Annotated in this window: 14 protein-coding genes and 1 pseudogene; 8 read left to right on the forward strand and 7 right to left on the reverse strand. The window is 66.9% G+C overall.

The features are described from left to right. The 3 genes and pseudogenes from ABJF88_15420 to ABJF88_15430 all read left to right on the forward strand — a co-directional run. The coding region (locus ABJF88_15420; GenBank protein MEP0548326.1) for an IS5/IS1182 family transposase at positions 1 to 119 on the forward strand (119 nt) is incomplete at its 5' end. Positions 120 to 138: 19 nt separating this feature from the next. Further along, positions 139 to 654: pseudogene (locus tag ABJF88_15425) on the forward strand (protein kinase). 95 nt (positions 655 to 749) lie between these two features. Next, entirely contained in the window at positions 750 to 1,952 is a 1,203-nt protein-coding gene (locus ABJF88_15430) for a hypothetical protein (protein ID MEP0548327.1), read from the forward strand. Positions 1,953 to 2,669: 717 nt separating this feature from the next. Here the strand turns inward: ABJF88_15430 and ABJF88_15435 are convergent. The 6 genes from ABJF88_15435 to ABJF88_15460 all read right to left on the reverse strand — a co-directional run bounded on the left by ABJF88_15435 (position 2,670) and on the right by ABJF88_15460 (position 12,821). After that, the gene (locus ABJF88_15435; protein ID MEP0548328.1) at positions 2,670 to 3,863 is read right to left on the reverse strand and encodes an MBL fold metallo-hydrolase; all 1,194 of its coding nucleotides are present in this window, start codon (positions 3,861 to 3,863) and stop codon (positions 2,670 to 2,672) included. Positions 3,864 to 3,893: 30 nt separating this feature from the next. After that, positions 3,894 to 7,808 (reverse strand): efflux RND transporter permease subunit, encoded by a 3,915-nt coding sequence (locus ABJF88_15440; protein MEP0548329.1) that lies wholly within the window; start codon positions 7,806 to 7,808, stop codon positions 3,894 to 3,896. Between the two features lie 33 nt (positions 7,809 to 7,841). Further along, positions 7,842 to 9,020: an efflux RND transporter periplasmic adaptor subunit gene (locus ABJF88_15445; protein ID MEP0548330.1), complete on the reverse strand. Its 1,179-nt coding sequence runs from the start codon at positions 9,018 to 9,020 to the stop codon at positions 7,842 to 7,844. A gap of 61 nt (positions 9,021 to 9,081) precedes the next feature. Next, positions 9,082 to 10,731: a TolC family protein gene (locus ABJF88_15450; protein MEP0548331.1), complete on the reverse strand. Its 1,650-nt coding sequence runs from the start codon at positions 10,729 to 10,731 to the stop codon at positions 9,082 to 9,084. Positions 10,732 to 10,784: 53 nt separating this feature from the next. Continuing rightward, positions 10,785 to 11,456, reverse strand: coding sequence for a TetR/AcrR family transcriptional regulator (locus ABJF88_15455; protein ID MEP0548332.1), 672 nt, complete (start codon positions 11,454 to 11,456; stop codon positions 10,785 to 10,787). Between the two features lie 270 nt (positions 11,457 to 11,726). After that, positions 11,727 to 12,821 (reverse strand): mannose-1-phosphate guanylyltransferase, encoded by a 1,095-nt coding sequence (locus tag ABJF88_15460; GenBank protein MEP0548333.1) that lies wholly within the window; start codon positions 12,819 to 12,821, stop codon positions 11,727 to 11,729. Positions 12,822 to 13,146: 325 nt separating this feature from the next. Here ABJF88_15460 and ABJF88_15465 point away from each other — a divergent pair, with 325 nt between their 5' ends. The 5 genes from ABJF88_15465 to rfbD all read left to right on the forward strand — a co-directional run bounded on the left by ABJF88_15465 (position 13,147) and on the right by rfbD (position 18,092). Further along, on the forward strand, positions 13,147 to 14,550 hold the full coding sequence (locus tag ABJF88_15465) for a UDP-glucose/GDP-mannose dehydrogenase family protein (protein ID MEP0548334.1): 1,404 nt from the start codon (positions 13,147 to 13,149) through the stop codon (positions 14,548 to 14,550). Between the two features lie 99 nt (positions 14,551 to 14,649). Beyond that, positions 14,650 to 15,612: a UDP-glucuronic acid decarboxylase family protein gene (locus ABJF88_15470; GenBank protein ID MEP0548335.1), complete on the forward strand. Its 963-nt coding sequence runs from the start codon at positions 14,650 to 14,652 to the stop codon at positions 15,610 to 15,612. Positions 15,613 to 15,709: 97 nt separating this feature from the next. Then, a complete protein-coding gene (gene rfbA / locus ABJF88_15475) occupies positions 15,710 to 16,570 on the forward strand; it encodes a glucose-1-phosphate thymidylyltransferase RfbA (protein ID MEP0548336.1) in 861 nt (286 codons plus the stop codon). A gap of 77 nt (positions 16,571 to 16,647) precedes the next feature. Further along, positions 16,648 to 17,214: a dTDP-4-dehydrorhamnose 3,5-epimerase gene (rfbC, locus tag ABJF88_15480; GenBank protein ID MEP0548337.1), complete on the forward strand. Its 567-nt coding sequence runs from the start codon at positions 16,648 to 16,650 to the stop codon at positions 17,212 to 17,214. Continuing rightward, positions 17,211 to 18,092 carry a dTDP-4-dehydrorhamnose reductase gene (rfbD, locus tag ABJF88_15485; protein MEP0548338.1) on the forward strand — a complete coding sequence of 294 codons (882 nt, stop codon included), beginning with the start codon at positions 17,211 to 17,213 and terminating at the stop codon, positions 18,090 to 18,092. The genes rfbC and rfbD overlap by 4 nt, the downstream gene beginning before the upstream one ends. Here rfbD and ABJF88_15490 read toward each other — a convergent pair. Continuing rightward, positions 18,089 to 19,117, reverse strand: a complete 1,029-nt coding sequence (locus ABJF88_15490) for a Gfo/Idh/MocA family oxidoreductase (protein MEP0548339.1) — start codon at positions 19,115 to 19,117, stop codon at positions 18,089 to 18,091. The genes rfbD and ABJF88_15490 overlap by 4 nt on opposite strands. Positions 19,118 to 19,125 lie beyond the last annotated feature (8 nt).

Below are 19,125 nucleotides of genomic sequence, written 5' to 3' on the forward strand. Positions count from 1 at the left end.
CGTTCGCGTGGTTCGGCGGGTACCGCCGGCTCTCGAAGGACTACGAGCGGCTACCCGCCGTCAGCGAAGCGTTGGTCCAACTCAGTGCGATTCGGTTGATGGTTCGACGCATCGCCTAGCTTCCCCAAACAGTCTCTAAGAGATGTGATAGATAGTGCCGCGCTCTCAGAAGCGGCGGTAGGAGCACTTGTGTACGACGTGGCGGGAGCTATTGAGGCGCTATGGGAAGGCGGCAAGCGGATTGTACATCGAGATCTGAAGCCAGACAACATTATGGTTCGGTCCAACGGTCGGTACTGTGTGATCGATTTAGGTGTGGCGCGGCACATTGATGAACCGACCCTAACAGCAACCGGATCGACGTGGGGAACCGTGGGCTACTTCTCACCAGAGCAGGCGAAGGCGCGCAAAGCGCTGACCTCCAAGTCGGATGTCTTCGCCCTCGGCATCATTGCAGTCGAGGCGGCCCTGGGTCGCCATCCTACCCGCAGGGATCAGGGGCGTGTGTTCTCGAGCGGAATGAATCATCGGTTGCCTGGCTTAGCAAATTCATTCTCCTTCGCCCCATTGATTCAAAAGATGCTTTCGCCTAGCCCCGTCGGTCGACCTTCGCCGCAGAACATCATCAGCGCCCTCGCTAGTTACGCCCCCTAAATCCAATGGCCTTTTATCTAAATGTCGGATACTCGTTCAAAAGGCCTCCGGTCAGCGGGGTTGACCGGAGCGTTGTCATTGCTTCGGCGATGCCTATGCACGTGCTCGAGAGGCGAGACATCAATGATCGATACCCCCACCTAGATCGTCGACTGTTTGATCCACAACTCTATCTCGCAGGCTTAAGCGCCTCTGCCTCGGGAGGTGCCTGCACCAACCTGGCCTCTTACCCTTGGTTCGGAGCACAAGGGCTAGATGATTTCGACAGTGCTCTCCATAAACAGAGCAGGTGGAAAAAGGACGCTGAGAAAGAGATCGTCAAACACTGGCCCGCCGCTCCCCCTAGCGATCCAAATGAGATAGAAGTCGCCGCGCAGGAGACCGTCGAGTTCCAAGTTCGACTTGGCTGCGAAGCAATCATCCTCCCCTCACCTCTAACACGCGACCCCGGCTCTGATTACAGCTTTGAGATTCAGTGGCTAGAGAGTGGACTGCGGCAGGCTAAGGCATACGGTGACGAACTGCCTGTTTTGGCGACCATAGCAATTCAAGACCTATGCCTGCTAGCTGCTGAACCTGACAGCAACCCACTGCTAGAAATTATTGCTGACTCTGTGTCGGCGAGGGGCGTCGATGGCGTCTACCTCGTCATAGAGCAAGGGTCAGAAGCTGCCGACACTCGACAGTGCGGCAACTTCCGGGTTCTTCAGTCGGCACTGCACCTCACACACATTCTGTCAAACGATGCTGGTATCCGAGTCTTTATCAACTTCCTCGGAGCATTTGGCCTCGCGTGCGTAGCGGCAGGTGCGGAGTCATGGGCTTCGGGATGGTACAAAAGTTTGTACCGAATGAAGCTGTCTGACAAGCAGGCGGGCGGGCGGGCGTTCCCGACCTATTGGTCTGACGGGATGGCTACGGACATCCATCTGCAAAGCGATCTCGATACGCTCGCGAGTGGCAGCGCCTTCACTTCTGTAGCCACTCTGACTCCTCCCTCTGCGGGTCTGATCAAGGCTCTCAGTAGCGGCCGGGCAGTAGCGAGCGTGCCGGATTGGACATGGCGGCAGTCGAACATCTCAGCGGCCCAAGAACACTTCATTCACGCGATGGCCCGCTTCGATCAGCGTCTGCAACCGCTCACCGTCCAAGATAGAATCAACACGATTCACGAGTGGCTTAAGCAAGCCAACGCGCTTTCCTCTAGCGTTGGCCCTCAGCTAGGCAGCACAAAACTGAGTCACATAAGCGCATGGGAAGCAGCCTTCTCCGCTTACAGGCGGGACCATAACGTATGAGAAGAAGTCAGAGCGGAGGTCAGTAGATACTCCCGTTCGTGTCCTCTGCCTTCGCGACGTTCTGGTTCGACTACCCACTCAGCAGAGTCGGGGGAGATTGCACACAGACCAACCCCCTGATCCGCGAACGCCTGAAGCGAACTCGCCTTCCGAGGCGTCGTCGCAGCATCCATAGCGACGACGGCGGTATCAGCGTATCGCTTGTGAGACATGGCCTGAATCAGCGCGTCTCTCCAACGAGTCAGCTTTGCCTCTACAGCAATCACTTCTGCTCTCATCTCACCCCAGAGAGTAGATAGTGACAAAGACCCGGTAGGGTTCTCTACGACAGCGCCGCTTGCAATCAGATCCTTGAGCAGAGGCTGCAAGCGCTCAACATCGGTGTAGAGACGCTTCGCTAGTGCAGCAGGGCGAGTGCGACGGCGCTGACGGAGCGTAGCCAAGACTGCTGCGTGACGATACGTGCAGTTCTTAGGCAGCACGTCTTTGCCTGACAGGTTCTTGAAGCTTATACAGACGAAATCAGGTACCCGGTCGCCCATGGGTACCTCGCGCCTGTAGACCCTTCGACCCTCCGAGGGCCAAATCGTCATAAGCAGGCCCTCAATCTCCTCTTGGAGTTCAGTTTCGTAGCGATAAGTGCTCAAAGCTGCTGATGGGCTATCACGTCGATTGGGAATTCCCAGAAGTTAATCCATCTATCAGGACTTCGTAACGTCACGGGACCGGGACGGGGAGGTCGGCGGGGAGGCCGGACGAGACGATCGGGGCTTCGGCGGCGGTCTGCCACGGGAGCTCCGGCCACCAAGGCGCGGCGGGGGCATCGCCGAGGGTGACGCTTTCGCCGGGCTTCGGGAAGGCGACGGGCACGCCGGCGCGCTCGGCCGCCACGCGGATGCGCTCGGCGGGCTCTGTCCAGCCGTGCAGCGAGAGGTCGAACAGCCCCCAGTGGACGGGCACGAGGAGGCCGCCCCGCACCATCTGATGCACGGCGACGGCCTGCTCCGGTCCGAGGTGCACGTCGGCCCACGCCGCGTTGTACGCCCCCGCTTCGATGAAGCTCACGTCGAACGGCCCGAGCCGCTCACCGATCTCTTCGAACCCCGGTGTGAGTGCCGTGTCGCCGCTGTAGAACACCCGCCGCTCATCGCCGAGGAACGCCCACCCCGACCACAGCGTCGCGTCGCGGTCGGTGAGGAAGCGGCCCGAGAAGTGCCGCGCCGGCGTGCTGACGAGCGTGATCCCGCCGACCTCGACACGCTCCCACCAGTCGATTTCGGTGATCCGGTCGGGCGCTACGCCCCAGTATTCGAGGTGCGCGCCGATGCCGAGCGGGACGAGGAAGCGCGGCACACGCCCCGCGAGGGCGCGGATCGTGGGCTCGTCGAGGTGGTCGTAGTGGTCGTGCGAGATCACGACGGCGTCGAGCGGCGGGAGGTCGGCGAGGGCGAGGGGTGGGGCGTAAAACCGCTTCGGTCCGGCGAACGACATCGGCGAGGCGCGCTCGCCCCACACCGGATCGACGAGGATGCGCGCGCCGTCGAGCTCGACGAGGAGCGTCGAGTGGCCGAGCCACGTCACGCGAAGGTCAGAGGCGGCGTCGGCGAAGTCAGCGGCCGTCCGCGTGACGACGGGGAGCGGCTGCGCCGGCTCGCGGTAGTCGCTGCCGCCGAAGAAGAACTCGCGCGTAGCTGAGAGGCTCATCCCGCTCGAAACCGTCGGGAGTGCATTCGCGAAGCGGCCGTCGCGGTACTGCGGCGACTGCGCGATGCGGGCGAGGCGTTCGCCCGAGGGCTTGGCGCCGAGGGCGGACCAGATGTCGACCATGAGGAACGTACTTGCAGCGGCGATGAGCACGAGCGCGCCGCCGACGACACGGGGCCAGGGACGCGTCCCCGAGCGGCGGCGCACGGGGGACGAGGTGGGGGCGGAGTCGGCCACCTAGCTGCGCGGCGCGGGGCGCTCGACGAGGGGGCCGCCGTCGCCGAAGCCGTTGCCGCCGGGAAGAGCACCGGCCGGCGCAGGGACGAGCGCATCGGGCTGCCCGCCGTCGGCGACGGCGTCGCGGGCGGAGCCCATCGCGCTCCCCAACCGCAGCGCGATCGAGTCGAACGTCGAGTACATCACCGGCACGATCACCAGCGTGAGGAACGTCGAGAACGTGAGGCCCGAGATGATCGCCGTGCCCATCGGCCCCCAGAACTGCGTGTTCTCCGAGCCGATCTGGAAGTTCGGGTCGAGGTTCGTGATCAGCCCGACGAAGTCGATGTTGATCCCGAATGTGAGCGGGACGAGGCCGATGATCGTCGTGAAGGCCGTCAGGAGGACGGGCCGGAGCCTCGTCGCGCCGCCGTCGATCACGGCCTCCTTCTTGCCCTCGCCGCGCGCGCGGAGCTGCTCGATGTAGTCGATGAGCACGATGGCGTTGTTGACGACGATGCCCGCGAGCGAGATCACGCCGATGAACGTCATCAGCCCGAACGGCGTCCGCGTCAGGATCAGCCCGAGCATCACGCCGATGAGGCTGAGGCCCGTCGCGATCATGATGATGAGCGGGTTCGTGATCGAGTTGAACTGGAGGAGGAGGATGAGCGTGATGAGCGAGACGCCGACGAGGAGCGCCGTCGTGAGGAAGCCGAAGCTCTCCTGCTGGTCCTCGCTCTCGCCGGTGTACTTCACGGTGTAGCCCGGCGGCAGCTCGGCGGTGTAGTCGCTGAGGTAAGTCTGGACCCGGCCGAGGAGCTCGTTGCCGTTGACGCCCTCGGCGGCCTCGCCGGAGACGGTCACGACGCGCTGCTGCTCCAGCCGCGTGATGCTCCCGAGCCCGCCGCCGACGGAGATGTCGGCGAGGGCGACGAGCGGGATCTGCGTCCCTTCGTCGAGGATCGTGAGGCTCTGGAGCGAGGCGAGGTCGGCGCGGTCGGCTTCGCGGAGGCGGACGGTGATGTCGTACTCGTCCTCGCCCGTGCGGTACGTGCTGGCCTCGATGCCGTTGATGGCGGCGCGGACGGTCTGCGCGACCTGGCTCGTCGAGAGGCCGAAGCGGGCGGCGCGCTCGCGGTCGATGTTGACCTGGAGTTCCGGTCGGCCGGTGTTGAGGTTGTCGGAGAGGTCCACGAGGCCGGCGAGCGGCGGCACGCCGTCGGAGCCGGGCTCCGTCGCGCCGCGCTCGAGCCGCGCCTTCACCTCTTTGGCGATGCGGACGATCGTCTCGAACTCCTCGCCCGAAACCTCGATGTTGACGGGGGCGCCGGTCGGCGGGCCGTTCTCGTCCTTCGTGATCGAGGTCTCGACGCCGGGGATGCCCTGGAGCTCGTTGCGGAGGCGGCGGAGCGTGACCGACGAGGGCTCGGCGCGCTGCGCGTAGTCGACCATGTTGAGTGTGATCCGGCTCTGCTCGGGGCTGGCCGAGCCGCCGCCGAACATCGCGTCGCCGCCGACGCCGACGTTCGTCAGGATGTCGCGCGTATTCGCCTCGGCGGCGGGGTTCTCCTCGACGAGGCCCTGGATCCGCTCGAAGGCGGTCTGGGCGACGCGGTTGCTCGCCTCGATGTTCGTCCCGAGCGGGGCTTCGAGGTTGACCTGGACCATGTTCGGGTCCGTGTTCGGGAAGAACTCGACGCCGGTCGGCGCGAGGACGAACAGGAGCGGGATCGCGACGAGGAGCGAGAGGGTGCTCGTGAGCAGCCGCGCGCGGTTGTCCGTCAGGATGAGCGTCTTCCGATCGCCTGCGAAGAACAGCCCGAGCACGCCGGCCACGACGATGAACGCCGGGAGGATCAGCAGCTCGACGACCACGATCGGGTCGTCGATCCGTCCGCCGAGGAAGAGCAGGAAGAGCAGGGCGCCGATGATGGCGGCCACGATGAGCCCGGCCTTGATCGACGTCTTCCGCCCGATGAACGCCGACTCGAAGGCGTGGACGAGGATGCCGATCACGCCGACGGCGAGCAGCACGCCGGCCGGCACCATCACGACGAGGCTCCCGAGTTCCGACACCGCCCCCACCGCCGCGCCGACGATCAGGAGCAGCGCGCCGACAGTGAAGGAGCCGAGCGCGAGCGTGTTGCGGAGCATCGCGTGCTTGACTGTGTAGTCGCGCTCCAGCATCCAGCCGAGGAAGGCGCGGTAGCGCTCCGTGATGCGGGGGAGCGTCTCGTGCTGGAACCGCCGCGCTACCGGGTCGAGGAAGCGCGTGTGGAGGAGGTAGAGGACCGGGACCGCGACCGCGACGAAGACGAACGTCTTCCAGTTCGTGAGCAGCACGAGCAGGGCCGTGAACGCGACGAGGCCGTAGATGACGCGCTTGAACGCCTTGCTCTTCTTCGGCTGCTCCTCGCCGTCGAGCCGGACGAGGTAGCCCGTGATGACGGGGTTGATGATGAGCGCGACGAAGAGGCTCGCCGAGAGCGTCACGATCAGCGTCAGCGGGAGGTAGCTCATGAACTTCCCGATGATGCCCGGCCACAGCAACATCGGCGCGAACGCCGCGACCGTCGTCGCCGTGGACGCCGCGACGGCAGCGCCGACCTCGCCCGTCCCGAGCTTCGCCGCCTCCCAGCGGTCGTAGCCCTCCTCGCGGTAGCGGTAGATGTTCTCGACGATCACGACGGCGTTGTCGACGAGCATGCCGAGCGCGATGATGAGGCTGAACAGGATGATGAAGTTCAGCGTCTGCCCCATCGCCGAGAAGATGATGAAGCTGAGGAACATCGAGAGCGGGATCGCGATGCCGACGAGCGTGGCGTTGCGCACGCCGAGGAAGAACAGCAGCACCGCGATCACGAAGATGATCCCCGCGATGATGTTGTTCTCGAGGTCCTCGACGAGCGTCTTGACGTTGTCGGCCTCGTTCCCCGTGAACGTCACCTCGGTCCCCGTCGGGAGCGGATACGTGTCGACGGCCTCCTGCACGGCGTCGACGGTCTCGATGATGTTCTCGCCCGGCTTCTTCTTTACGACGAGCGTGATCACCTGGAGATCCTGCACCTCCTCGACCGGGACGAACTCGCCGTCCTCCTGCTCGATCTGGAAGACTTCGAGGCGGGAATACGAGGTGCGGTCTTTGAAGCCGAACTCGATCTCGGCCACGTCGCGGACGTAAATCGGCGCGCCGTTCTCCGCCTTGACGACGAGCGCTTCGATCTCGCTCGGGTCCTCGAACTCGCCGTCGATGCGGACGAGGTAGTTCAGCCGGTCGATGTCGACGGAGCCGCCGGGGATGTTCGAGTTCTCCTGCCGGATGATGTCGATGACATCGTTGAAGGTGAGGTTGTAGCCCTGCAGCGCGTTGAGGTCTACGTTGACCTGCACCTCGCGCTCGAGCCCGCCGATGAGGTTGACCTCGAGCACGCCCGCGATGCCTTCGAGCTCGTCCTGCAAGTCCTCGGCCACGTCGCGGAGCTGCGCGAGGGAGTAGTCGGCGGCGAGGTTGATGTTGATGATGGGGAACTCCGACGTGTCGAGCTCGGACACGATGGGCTCCTCGACGTCAGAGGGGAACTCGGCCTTCGCGCGGTCCACGCCGTCGCGCACATCGATCTTGGCGTCGTCCACCTCCACGTCCGGGAGGAACGTGATCACGACGGTCGAGACGCCCTCGGTCGAGGTGCTGCGGAGCTCGTCGATGCCGTCGATCGAGGCGATCTCGTTCTCGATCTCCTGCGTGATGATCGACTCGATGTCGTCGGGGCTCGCGCCGGGGTACACCGTCGTGACGATGATCGTGGCGAACTCGATCTGCGGGGCCGACTCCTTGGGGATCGCGACGTACGCCGCGAGGCCGATGATCGAGAGCAGCACCGTCAGCACGATGACGGCGATGCGGTTCTGGATGGCGAGGTTCGTGATCTTCATAAGGCCCGAGGGCTGGGGCGGGAAGAGGGAGGGTCAGTCGGCGAGGCTGACGGGGGCGAAGCCGGAGGGGAGCTCGTCGGAGATGCGGACGCGGTCGCCTTCGGAGACGGTCGACTGGCCCGAGGCGATGACGCGGTCCCCCGGCTCGACGCCGGAGGTGACGACGACGTAGCCGCCGGACTGCGCGCCGAGCTCGGTCGGCTGCCGCTGGGCGACGAGGCCATCGCCCTCCTCACGGACGACGAGCACGCTCGTCCCGCGCTCGTCCCGCACGATCGCGGCGAGGGGCAGGGTGATGACGTTTTCGAACTGCTGGCGCTGGACTTCGAGGCGGACGATCATCTCGGGCTTGAGCTGGCCGGCCTCGTTCGGGAGCCCGACCTCGATGGGGAACGTCCGGTTCTGCGGGTTGATGGCGCGGCCGACGAACGTGACGGTCCCGCGCATCGGGGGCACGTTGTACGCCTGCGGGACGATGCGGACGGGCGTGCCGACCTCGATGTCGCCCGCGTAGCGCTCGGGCACGCCGGCCTGCACCTTCACCTGCTCGGTCGAGACGAGGCGGACGACGGGCACCCCCGGCGCGACCTGCTCGCCGCGCTCGGCGAAGCGCTCTTCGACGGTGCCGGTGAACGGGGCCGTGACGCGGGTGTAAGCGAGCTGCTGCTGGGCCTGGGCGAGGGCGGCCCGCGCCTGGGCCACCTGCGCCCGCGCTGCCGCCCGCTGCGTGCGGACGCTCTCGAACTCCATCGCCGAGATGATGGAGTCCTGGAGCAGCGGCTCCTCGCGGCGGTAGCGGTCCTCGGCGAGGGCGGCCTGCGCCTGCGCCGCTTCGAGCGAGGCCTGCGCCTGCGCCACGCCCGCCTGCCCCATCGTCGCGTTGATCTGCGCCACGGTCCCGCCACGGCGGATCGTCGTGCCGAGCGGGGCGAGGGCGGTGAGCGTGCCCGACGCCTCGGCCGAGAGCGTCGCGTCGTCGGGCGCCTCGATCGTGCCCGTCATCTCGATCACGTCCTCGAACGTGCTCGCCTCGGCGACGATGACCTCGACGGGGAGGGTGCGGTCGAACGCCGTGGCTTCGGAGTCGACGGGCACCTCGGCGTCGCCCCCGCACGCGGCGAGGAGTAGGACCATCGGCAGCACGAGCGCGAGCGTGGCGAGGCGGTAGCCCCGGGTGAGGTGCGCGATGCGGGCGGAGAGGGAGAAGTTCATGGCGTCAAGGGGTGGCGACGCGGGGGCTGCGTCTGCACGGGGGAAGGCGTCGGGGCCGACGTTATTGGGCGGAGGTCAGGGTGGTGCCGTCCTCGGCGCCGATGGGCTCGGGGAGGACGAGGCCGATGGCGCGCTGGAGCGAGCTCCGGGCCACGAGGTAGTCGTAGACGGCGCGGAGGTAGCCGAGCTGAGCCTGGTCGAACTGGGCCGAGGCGAGGCGGACGTCGATCTGTGTCGCGACGCCGGTGCGGAGGCGTTCGGCGGCGAAGTCGTAGGCCACCTGCGCCGTCTGCACGGTCTGTTCCTGCGCCGCGATCCGCTGCCGTGCCGAGGCGAGGTTTCGCAGCGCCTGCTCCACTTCGAGGACCGCGCCCTGCACGGCCCGTTCGAGCTGGACCTCGGCCTTCTGGATCTCGATCGTGTTCTGCTGCACGCGGTAGCTCGTCTGGAACCCGTTGAAGAGGTTCCAGCTCATCCGCACGCCGACGGCCACGCTCGGATTCCAGTACGCGGTGTCGAAGAACCCGCGCGAGTCCGAGGTCACGGCGAAGGGGTCGTCGGGGTTGGCGCCCTGGATCGCGGAAGTCCGGTCGTCGGGCACGCTGCCGACGTAGTTGAGATTCGCGAACGCGCTGAGGTTGGGGTAGTACTGCGCCCGCGTGATGTCGCGCTGCACCTGCTGGAGGTCGATCGCGAGGCGGGCCTGCTCGAGGTCGGGCCGCCGCTCGAACGCCGTCGCGACGGCGTCGTCGAACGAGACCGTTTCGAGGAACACGTCGCCCGGCAGGTCGAGCTCGCCGACGAGCGCGACGCGCTGGTTCACCGGCAGGCCGAGCGCGAAGAGCAGGTTGTTCTCGGCGACGGCCGCCGCGTTCTGCGCCTCGATGAGCTGGGTCTGCTGGTTCGCCACCTCGACCTCGGCCGTGAGCCGCTCGAACTTCGGGAGGACGCCCTGCGCCACGCGCCGCGACGTCTCGTTGAGCGTCGTCTCGGTCCGCGCCACGCTCGCCCGCACGACCTCGGCCTGCTGCCGGGCGAGGAGGGCACCGTAGTAGAGCTGGCGCGTCTGGTCGATGGCGGCCTGCTGCTGCTGCGTGAGCGCGGCCTGGTTGATGTCCTTCAGGCTCTTCGCGCCTTTGATGGCTGCGAACGCGCTCCCGTTGTAGAGCGTCTGCGTGATGGAGAGCGAGTTCTGGAACTGGTTCGCCACGCCGAACGGGTTGTCGCCACTGTCGAGCACGATGCCGGCATCCTCGAACCCTTGCTGCTGGAGTCGACGGAACTCCGCGAGCGAGATCGGCTCCGTCGCCGGGTCGTCGTCGGTGCGGGCGTCCTCGTTGAAGGCGAGCCAGTCGATCGAGCCGAGTGCGCCGAAGAGGCCGCCCGCGTCGGAGCCCGCGAAGGGGTTGGCCTCGACGATGTTCCGGGTGTACGACGAGGAGACGTCGGCGCTGGGGAGCACCTGCCCCCACGCCTCGCGGACCTGCGCGTTCGCGTTGGCGACGTCGAGCGCGGCGGTACGGACACTGTAGTTCCGTTCCAGCGCGATCTCGATCGCCTCTTCCAGCGAGAGCGGGAGCACGGAGCCCCCGGTCGCCGTGGCGGGTTGCGCGAGCACAGGGCCGGCGAGTGTGGAGTCCGGCGTCTGAGCGACGGCCGGGTGGAGCGTCAGGGCCAGCAGGGCGAGCAGGATGGGGAGGGAGCGGTTCATGGGGCGAGTCGTGGAGGGCGTGCCGTCAGAGTAGGTGCCTGTGGTGACAGCGTTTAGTCGCGGGGAAGCAGGCCGTCGAAAAGAATCGTGGTGATGAAGTCGGCGGCCTCGTCGAGCGAGGCGAACTCGTCGCCGGGTTCGACGTCGCACTCAGACAGGGGCGAGGCGTACATGAGGTACCCCTTGATATTCCCCATCAGCATGTGGGCGACGAGGATGGGCGGGAGCGGCCGCAGTTCGCTTGCCGTGATCGCGCGCTCGATCGGCTTGACGAGTTCGTCCATCGCCCGGTCGCGCCGGCGGTGCAGCGAGGGCACGTGGGCGTGCTCGGTGAGCATCAGCCGTTGCGCCTCTTTGATGAGGAGGAAGAACGTCTCGCGGTTGTCCGTGAAGTGGTGGAGCAGGCGGGCGATGAAGTCGCGGAAGTGCTCGCGCGTGGAGCGGCCGTCCCCCGCTACCTGCTCGAAGTGGGTGCGGACGAGCGCCGCCATCCCGTCGAACATCTCGTCGAGCAGTGCGAAGAGGATCGACTCCTTGCCGTCGGGGAAGTAGTTGTAGAGGGTCCCTTTCCCGAACTCAGCCCGCTCCGCGATCTCGTCGAGCGTAGCGCCGTCGTAGCCTTTGTCGGCGAAGACGACGAGCGCCGCATCGAGCATCGCGCGGCGCCGAGCGAGGCGTTCGCGGTCACGGCGGGAGAGGGTGGGGACTTCCATGTCGAGGAGCATGAACCGTTAGTCAGGATGTGACTCGCTGGTCACATGCCGACTCCTACGTCACCTTCTATCCGGGGTTGCATTACGAAATGATGAAGAGCGGCACGCATGCTCGTCGCGTAGGCGCTTGTATCGCAACGAGAGAGCGGGAAGATGCGCGGCCGAGGTGAAGGTGTCGTAAAGGGTGCGCGTGAAAAAGGGGAGCCCACCCCGGTCGCTCCCGGTTCAGGCTCCCCTGTCCTTTCGGCTCCTGCCTGTCCTTTCGGCTCCTGCGATGCGGAATCAGATGTACTCCTCGAGCCCATGCGAGCCGAGGTAGTCCACGATGTTCTTGACCTGCTGCGTGGACTCCATGTGGCAGACGAGCACGGCGTCGCCCGTATCGACGACGGCGGCGTCGTGGATGCCCACGAGCACGATGAGCCGGTCCTGGCTGCGGACGTAGCAGCGGCTCGCGTTGTGAACGATGACGTTGCCCTCGACGGCGTTGCCGGCTTTGTCTTTGTCGAGGATGTCGAAGACGGCGCGCCAGTCGCCGACATCGCTCCACCCGAACGACCCGGGGACGACCCACACGTGGCCGTCGGCAGCGGCGGGCTCCATCACGCCGTAGTCGATGGAGATCTTCGGCGTGCGGCGAAAGGCGTCGTTGACAGCCTCGCCGAGCGCCGCTTCACCGTTGCTCATCGCGGCCTCAATGGGCGCGAACGCGGCCCACACGTCGGGGAGGTGGCGCTGGAGTTGGTCGAGAATGGAGTCGGCGCGCCAGATGAACATGCCGCTGTTCCAGAGGAAGTCGCCGGAGTCGAGGAAGCGCTCGGCCGTAGCGAGGTCGGGCTTCTCGGCGAAGGTGCGGACGGGAAAAGCAGACAGGGCGGTCCCATCTTCCGTCGCCGCCGAGGCGAACTGGATGTATCCGTAGCCGGTCTCGGGGTGCGACGGCTCGATGCCGATGGTGACGAGGGCGCCGGGCTCGGCCGCTTTGTCGACGGCGGCGCGGAGCACGTCGTGGAAGGCGGCGACGTTGCGGATCACGTGGTCCGCCGGCAGCACCACCATCACCGCCTCCGGGTCGAGGGTGTGGAGGTGGGCGGCGGCGAAGGCGATCGCCGGGGCCGTGTTGCGGCTGGCCGGCTCGGCGAGGATATTCGCCTCGGGCACGGCCGGGAGGTGCTCCTGCGTCTGCGTGACGTAGCGCTCGTTCGTCACCACGAAGCACCGCTCGGCCGGGACGAGGGGCTGGAGCCGCGCGAACGTGTTCTGGATGAGCGAGGCCTGCTCGAACACGTCGAGGAACTGCTTCGGGGACTCTTGCCGGCTGCGGGGCCAGAATCTGCTGCCGACGCCGCCGGCCATGATTACTGCGTAGAGGGACATGTGGGTTGCCGTCAGAACAGAGGGGAGCGAAGAGGGGACGAGGCCGCGCGGGAAGATAGGACACGCGGACGCCGGGGGTACGGTCGGATCGGCCGGGGCCGTCGGGCGTCGAATCGGCCGGGTGAACGAGGGAGGAACGGCGCTTGCATCGGCTCTCGCGTTCGGGCGTAGCAGCACGCTGCGCCTGCGCTGAGTCCGGCTCTCCGCTCGTTCTTCCTTTGTGCTGCCGACGAGAGGTGCCTACTTTCAGCGACCTTATCCAGTCTTTCTTGAGCTAGTGCGCGGTGCCGCCGCTTGGCCCTGCGTGTGACATCCTACTTCTGCTATGAAAATCGGAGTTATCGGTACCGGCTATGTCGGCCTCGTCTCAGGCACCTGCTTTGCCGAAATGGGCAACGACGTCGTCTGCGTAGACATCGACGCGCGCAAAGTCGAGAAGCTGAGCCGGGGAGAGTTGACTCTCTTCGAGCCCGGCATCGAGCGCTTCCTGGAGCGGAACCTCCGCGAGGATCGGTTGAGCTTCACGACCGACCTCGCCGAGGCCGTCGAGGCCGCCGAGATCCTCTTCCTCGCCCTCCCGACGCCGCCCGGCGAAGACGGCTCGGCCGACCTCTCGTACGTGCTCGGCGTCGCCGGCGACATCGCCGACCTGCTGGCTGCTAACCCCTCGTGGGGCTATCGCGTGATCGTCGACAAGAGCACGGTCCCGGTCGGGACCGCCGCCCGCGTCACGGCGATTATCGAAGAGCGCGGGCTCGAAGCCGGCAAAGATTTCGACGTGGTCTCGAACCCCGAATTCCTCCGCGAAGGCGTCGCCGTCGACGACTTCATGAAGCCGGAGCGCGTCGTGATCGGGACCGACAGCGAGCGGGCGGCCGATCTGATGACGCTGCTCTACGAGCCGTTCGTCCGCAGCGGCAACCCCATCATCGTGATGGACGAGCGCAGCGCGGAGATGACGAAGTACGCCGCGAACTCGCTGCTCGCCACGAAGATCACGTTCATGAACGAGATCGCGAACGTCTGCGAGCGCGTCGGCGCGGATGTGGACAAGGTCCGCCACGGGATCGGGACCGACAGCCGGATCGGGACGAAGTTCCTCTACGCCGGCATCGGCTTCGGCGGCTCGTGCTTCCCCAAAGACGTGCAGGCGCTCGTCCGCACCTCACAGGAGAACGCGTACGAGTTCGAGATCCTGGAGTCCGTCCTCCGGGTCAACGAGCGGCAACGCCGCGTCCTCGCCGACCGCATCATCGAGCACTTCGGCGGCTCGCTCGAGGGCAAGCGGATCGCCGTCTGGGGCCTCGCCTTCAAGCCGAACACCGACGACGTGCGCGAAGCTCCGAGCCACACCGTCATCCAAGCGCTCACCGAGCGCGGCGCCGAGATCCTCGCCTTCGATCCCGAAGCCATCGAGACCACGCGCGACGTGCTCGGCGAGGGCGAACTCGGGACGGGCAGCCTCGCCTACGCCGCCGACTCGTACAGCGCGCTCGTCCGCGCCGACGCCCTCGTGATCTGCACGGAGTGGCCGGAGTTTCGCCGCCCCGACTTCGAGCGGATGCAGCGCCTGCTCAGCGCGCCGCTCGTCTTCGACGGCCGCAACCTCTACGACCCCGCGCGCATGGCGGAGGCCGGGTTCGAGTACCACTCCATCGGGCGTCCGTACGTGGCCCCGGCGGGCAGCGCGACCGACTCCGCCGTCGCTGCCAACGGCCACGCTCAGTAGACGGTAGACGGTGGACAGAAGGCGGCCCTGCGTTCTGTATCCACCGCTCCTCGTTTCCCGCCCACTGTCCACTTTTTTCTGTCCACCGTCCACCGAATCATGCCTCGTACCCTCATCACCGGCGGCGCCGGCTTCCTCGGCTCGCACCTCTGCGACCGGTTCATCGCGGAAGGCCACGAGGTCGTCTGCATGGACAACTTCATCACGGGCAACCCGGACAACGTGGCGCACCTCGTCGGCCACGAGCGGTTCCAACTCGTCCGGCACGATGTGTCGAACTACGTCTACGTCGCGGGCGACCTCGACTACATCCTCCACTTCGCGAGCCCGGCGAGCCCGATCGATTACCTCCAGCTCCCGATCCAGACGCTGAAGGTGGGCGCGCTCGGGACGCACAACCTCCTCGGCCTCGCAAAAACGAAGAGCGCGCGGCTGCTCTTGGCCTCGACGAGCGAGGTCTACGGCGACCCCCTCATCCACCCGCAGCAGGAGGAGTACTGGGGCAACGTCAACCCCGTCGGCTCGCGCGGCGTCTACGACGAGGCCAAGCGCTTCGCCGAGGCGATCACGATGGCGTACCACCGCTACCACGGCGTCGAGACGCGGATCGTCCGCATCTTCAACACCTACGGCCCGCGCATGCGCGCCGAGGACGGCCGTGTGGTGAGCAACTTCATCAACCAGGCGATTCGCGGCGAGGCCATCACGGTCTACGGCGACGGCTCGCAGACGCGCTCGTTCCAGTACGTCGACGACCTCGTCGAGGGCATCTACCGCCTGCTGCTCTCGGACGAGGTCTACCCGGTCAACATCGGGAACCCCGACGAGACGACGATCCGCGAGTTCGCCGACGAGATCCTCGCACTCACGGGCTCGGCGTCCACGGTCACGTACGAGCCGCTCCCGGCCGACGACCCGAAGATCCGCCAGCCCGACATCACGAAGGCGCGTGAGATCCTCGGGTGGGCGCCGCGCGTGGACCGCGCCGAAGGCCTGAAGCGGACCTTGGAGTATTTTCAGCAGGCTCTCCCCGAGCAAGCAGAGGCTGCGAAGACGGCGTGAGTCGAGCGGAGGAGCAGACGAATCGATGAGCGGAGGAGGCGATGAGTCGAGGAAATCCGTTTCTTCGTCTCATCGCCTCATCCTCTCTTCGGCTCTTATGAAAGGCATCATCCTCGCCGGCGGCACCGGCACCCGGCTCTACCCGCTGACGCTGGCCGTGAGCAAGCAGCTCATGCCGGTCTACGACAAGCCGCTCGTCTACTACCCGCTCTCGACGCTGATGCTCGCCGGCATCCGCGAGATCCTCGTCATCTCGACGCCACGCGACCTTCCGCTCTTCGAGCGGCTCCTCGGCGACGGCGAACAGTGGGGTCTTTCGTTCGAGTACGTCGCGCAGCCGGAGCCCAACGGGATCGCCGAAGCGTTCCTCCTCGGCGCCGACTTCATCGGTGATGACAGCGTGGCGCTCGTGCTCGGCGACAACATTTTCTACGGGCAGGGTCTCTCGGAGCGGCTCCAGCACTGCGCCCGGCTGGAGGAGGGGGCGACGGTCTTCGGTTACTACGTCCGCGACCCCGAGCGCTACGGCGTCGTCACGTTCAACGCCGAGGGGCGGGCCGTGGACATCGTCGAGAAGCCCGAGCGCCCGACCTCGAACTACGCGGTGACGGGGCTCTACTTCTACGACAACGATGTGGTCGAGATCGCCCAGCGTCTGACGCCGTCGGCGCGGGGCGAGTTGGAGATCACGGACGTGAACCGGGCCTATCTGGAGCGCGGTACGTTGCGCGTCGAGCAGCTCGGGCGGGGGACGGCGTGGCTCGATACAGGCACGCATGCGGCGCTCCTCGAAGCGGCCCACTTCATCGAGGTCGTCGAGAGCCGGCAGGGGCTGAAGATCGCCTGCCCGGAGGAGATCGCGTACCGGATGGGCTACATCGACGCTGCCGCGCTGGAAGCGCTCGCCCGGCCGCTCGCGGGCAACGCGTACGGGCAGTACCTTCTGGACCTGCTCTGAGCCGGGCCGAGTGCCTGTGCCCTATCGCTCGCGCCATCCGTACGGACGCAGCATGCTGCGTCTCTACCTCCCATCTGATGACTGTAACTGACCTGAATATCCCCGGCCTCCGGCTGTTCGAGCCGCGCGTGTTCGAGGACGAGCGCGGCGCGTTTCTGGAGGCCTACCACGCCGCGCGTTACCGCGAGCATGGGCTCGATAGGGACTTCGTGCAGGACAACCTCTCGCGATCGCGGCGCGGCGTCGTGCGCGGGCTCCACTTCCAGCGCCGCCACCCGCAGGGCAAGCTGATCTCCGTCGTGCGCGGCGCGATCTACGACGTGGCCGTGGACCTCCGACCGGGCTCCGAGACCTTCGGCGAGCACGTCGGTGTCGAACTCTCGGACGCGAACGGGCGTCAGCTCTGGGTCCCACCCGGCTTCGCCCACGGCTTCGCCGCGCTGTCCGACCGGGCCGACGTGCTCTACAAATGCACGGACGTGTACCACCCCGACGACGAGGGCGGGCTCCTCTGGAACGACCCGGCGCTCGGCATCGACTGGCCCGTCGCGGAGCCGATCCTCTCCGAGCGCGATCGGATGCACCCCCCGCTCGCCGCGCTTACACCCGAGATGCTGCCCGCTGCGGAGAGCGTGGCGCTGTGAGGGTGCTCGTCACTGGGGCGAACGGGCAGGTCGGCCGCGAATTGCTGCGCGCCGCGCCCGACTTCGGTGTCGAAGTGATCGGGCTGACGCGGGCCGACCTCGACGTGGCGGACCGCGAAGCCGTGCAGGGAGCCGTCAAGAGACGCGCACCGGACATCGTCGTCAACGCGGCGGCGTACACAGCCGTGGATCGGGCCGAGACGGAGCCCGACCTCGCCTTCGCCGTCAACCGCGACGGCGCGGCGCACCTCGCCGAGGCTTGTGCCGACGCTGGGATTCCGCTCGTCCATTTCTCGACGGACTACGTCTTCGACGGGACGAAGGGCGCGTCGTACACCGAGGCCGATGCGCCGAACCCACTCGGGGTCTACGGGCAGAGCAAGTGGGCGGGGGAGGAGGCCGTGCGCGAGCGGATCGACCGCCACGTCATCCTCCGCACGAGTTGGGTGTTCAGCGCGCACGGGCACAACTTCGTCAAAACGATGCTCCGGCTGAGCCGTGAACGCGACGAACTCCGCGTCGTCGCCGATCAGCGCGGCAACCCGACGGCAGCGACGGACATCGCCCGGACCGCGCTCCGCATCGCGCAGCGGGCCGTTGCTGGAGAAACTGCTGCGTGGGGCACGTTCCACTTCGCGGGGACGCCCGCGACGACGTGGCACGGCCTCACCGAAGCCGGCGTTGCTGAAGCCCGGCGGCACGGCGAGGTCCGTGCCCAGCGCATCGAGCCGATCCCGACGAGCGACTATCCGACGCCGGCCCGTCGCCCGGTCGATGCGCGGCTCGACGGCTCGCGGCTCGCCCGCGTGTGGGGCATCGAGCCGCCGCCGTGGCAGCCCGCGCTCGCCCGCGTGGTGGCCGAGGTGCTCGGGGCTTAGAGCTCGACGCGGGCGCCGCCGTCGGCGAGCGAGCGCTTCGCGGCTTCGAGTAGGCGGACGACAGCGAGCCCATTCCAACCGTCCGTGCGGGGCCGCTCGCCCGTCCGCACGCAGTCGATGAAGTGAGTGCACTCGGCGCGGAGCGGTTCCACCGACGGGATCTTCGGGATCGTGATGTCGCCCGAGCGAACGGTGATCGCCTCGGCGTAGCCGGTATAGCCGGGCTCGACCGCGTCGGCCCCTTTGTCGTAGATGCGCACCTTCTCGGCCGCCTCCACGTCATCCACGACCGCCATCTTCTTGCTCCCGACGACGGTCACTTTGCGGACCTTGTGGGGGTCGAGCCAACTCGTGTGGAGGTGCGCGATCCGGTTGTTCTCGAAGTAGACCGTCGCGAACACGACGTCTTCGACGCCGGGCTGGAGGATCGCCTGCCCCTGCGCCGCGACGGCCACGGGCGCACCGTCGATGAAGGCGAGGGCGAGGGCGAGGTCGTGCGGGGCGAGGCTCTCGAACGCGTTCTCCCGCTGCCGCACGATGCCGAGGTTGACACGCGTCGAGTAGAGGTACTGCACGTCGCCGAGCGCGCCGCTGTGGATGAGCGACTCGACGTAGCGGAAGGCGGGATGGTAGAGGAGCAGGTGCCCGACCATCAGCCGGAGATCGTTGTCCTCAGCGAGCGTGACGAGCCGCTCGGCCTGCTGCACCGTCTGCGCCATCGGCTTCTCGACGAAGACGTGTTTGCCCGCCCGCAGCGCCGCCTCTGCCATCAAGAAGTGCCGCGGCGTCTCCGTCGCCACGACGATGGCCTCGACCTCGTTCGACTCCACAAGGTCCTCGAACCGCGTCGTCGTCTTTAGGCCGGGGTGGGCGGCCTCGGCGCGGGCGAGCACGTCGGCGCTGTGGTCGCACGCGAGCACGACCTCGGCGTCCGGGAGGGCGGCGAAGTTGCGGAGCAGGTTCTGCCCCCAGTACCCGACGCCGACCTGCGCGATGCGGATGGGACGCGATGCGGTGGTGCTCATGGGCTCGG

Source organism: Rhodothermales bacterium (assembly GCA_039944855.1).
Taxonomy (GTDB): Bacteria; Bacteroidota; Rhodothermia; order Rhodothermales; family JANQRZ01; genus JBBSMX01.

Bases quoted from the DNA above. Each gene is read 5' to 3' on its own strand.
- ABJF88_15465 (MEP0548334.1), top strand. From the start codon at position 13,147: ATGAAAATCGGAGTTATCGGTACCGGCTATGTCGGCCTCGTCTCAGGC.
- ABJF88_15440 (MEP0548329.1), bottom strand. From the start codon at position 7,808: ATGAAGATCACGAACCTCGCCATCCAGAACCGCATCGCCGTCATCGTG.
- ABJF88_15445 (MEP0548330.1), bottom strand. From the start codon at position 9,020: ATGAACTTCTCCCTCTCCGCCCGCATCGCGCACCTCACCCGGGGCTAC.
- ABJF88_15490 (MEP0548339.1), bottom strand. From the start codon at position 19,117: ATGAGCACCACCGCATCGCGTCCCATCCGCATCGCGCAGGTCGGCGTC.
- rfbC (MEP0548337.1), top strand. From the start codon at position 16,648: ATGACTGTAACTGACCTGAATATCCCCGGCCTCCGGCTGTTCGAGCCG.
- ABJF88_15450 (MEP0548331.1), bottom strand. From the start codon at position 10,731: ATGAACCGCTCCCTCCCCATCCTGCTCGCCCTGCTGGCCCTGACGCTC.
- ABJF88_15430 (MEP0548327.1), top strand. From the start codon at position 750: ATGCACGTGCTCGAGAGGCGAGACATCAATGATCGATACCCCCACCTA.
- ABJF88_15470 (MEP0548335.1), top strand. From the start codon at position 14,650: ATGCCTCGTACCCTCATCACCGGCGGCGCCGGCTTCCTCGGCTCGCAC.
- ABJF88_15455 (MEP0548332.1), bottom strand. From the start codon at position 11,456: ATGCTCCTCGACATGGAAGTCCCCACCCTCTCCCGCCGTGACCGCGAA.
- ABJF88_15460 (MEP0548333.1), bottom strand. From the start codon at position 12,821: ATGTCCCTCTACGCAGTAATCATGGCCGGCGGCGTCGGCAGCAGATTC.
- rfbA (MEP0548336.1), top strand. From the start codon at position 15,710: ATGAAAGGCATCATCCTCGCCGGCGGCACCGGCACCCGGCTCTACCCG.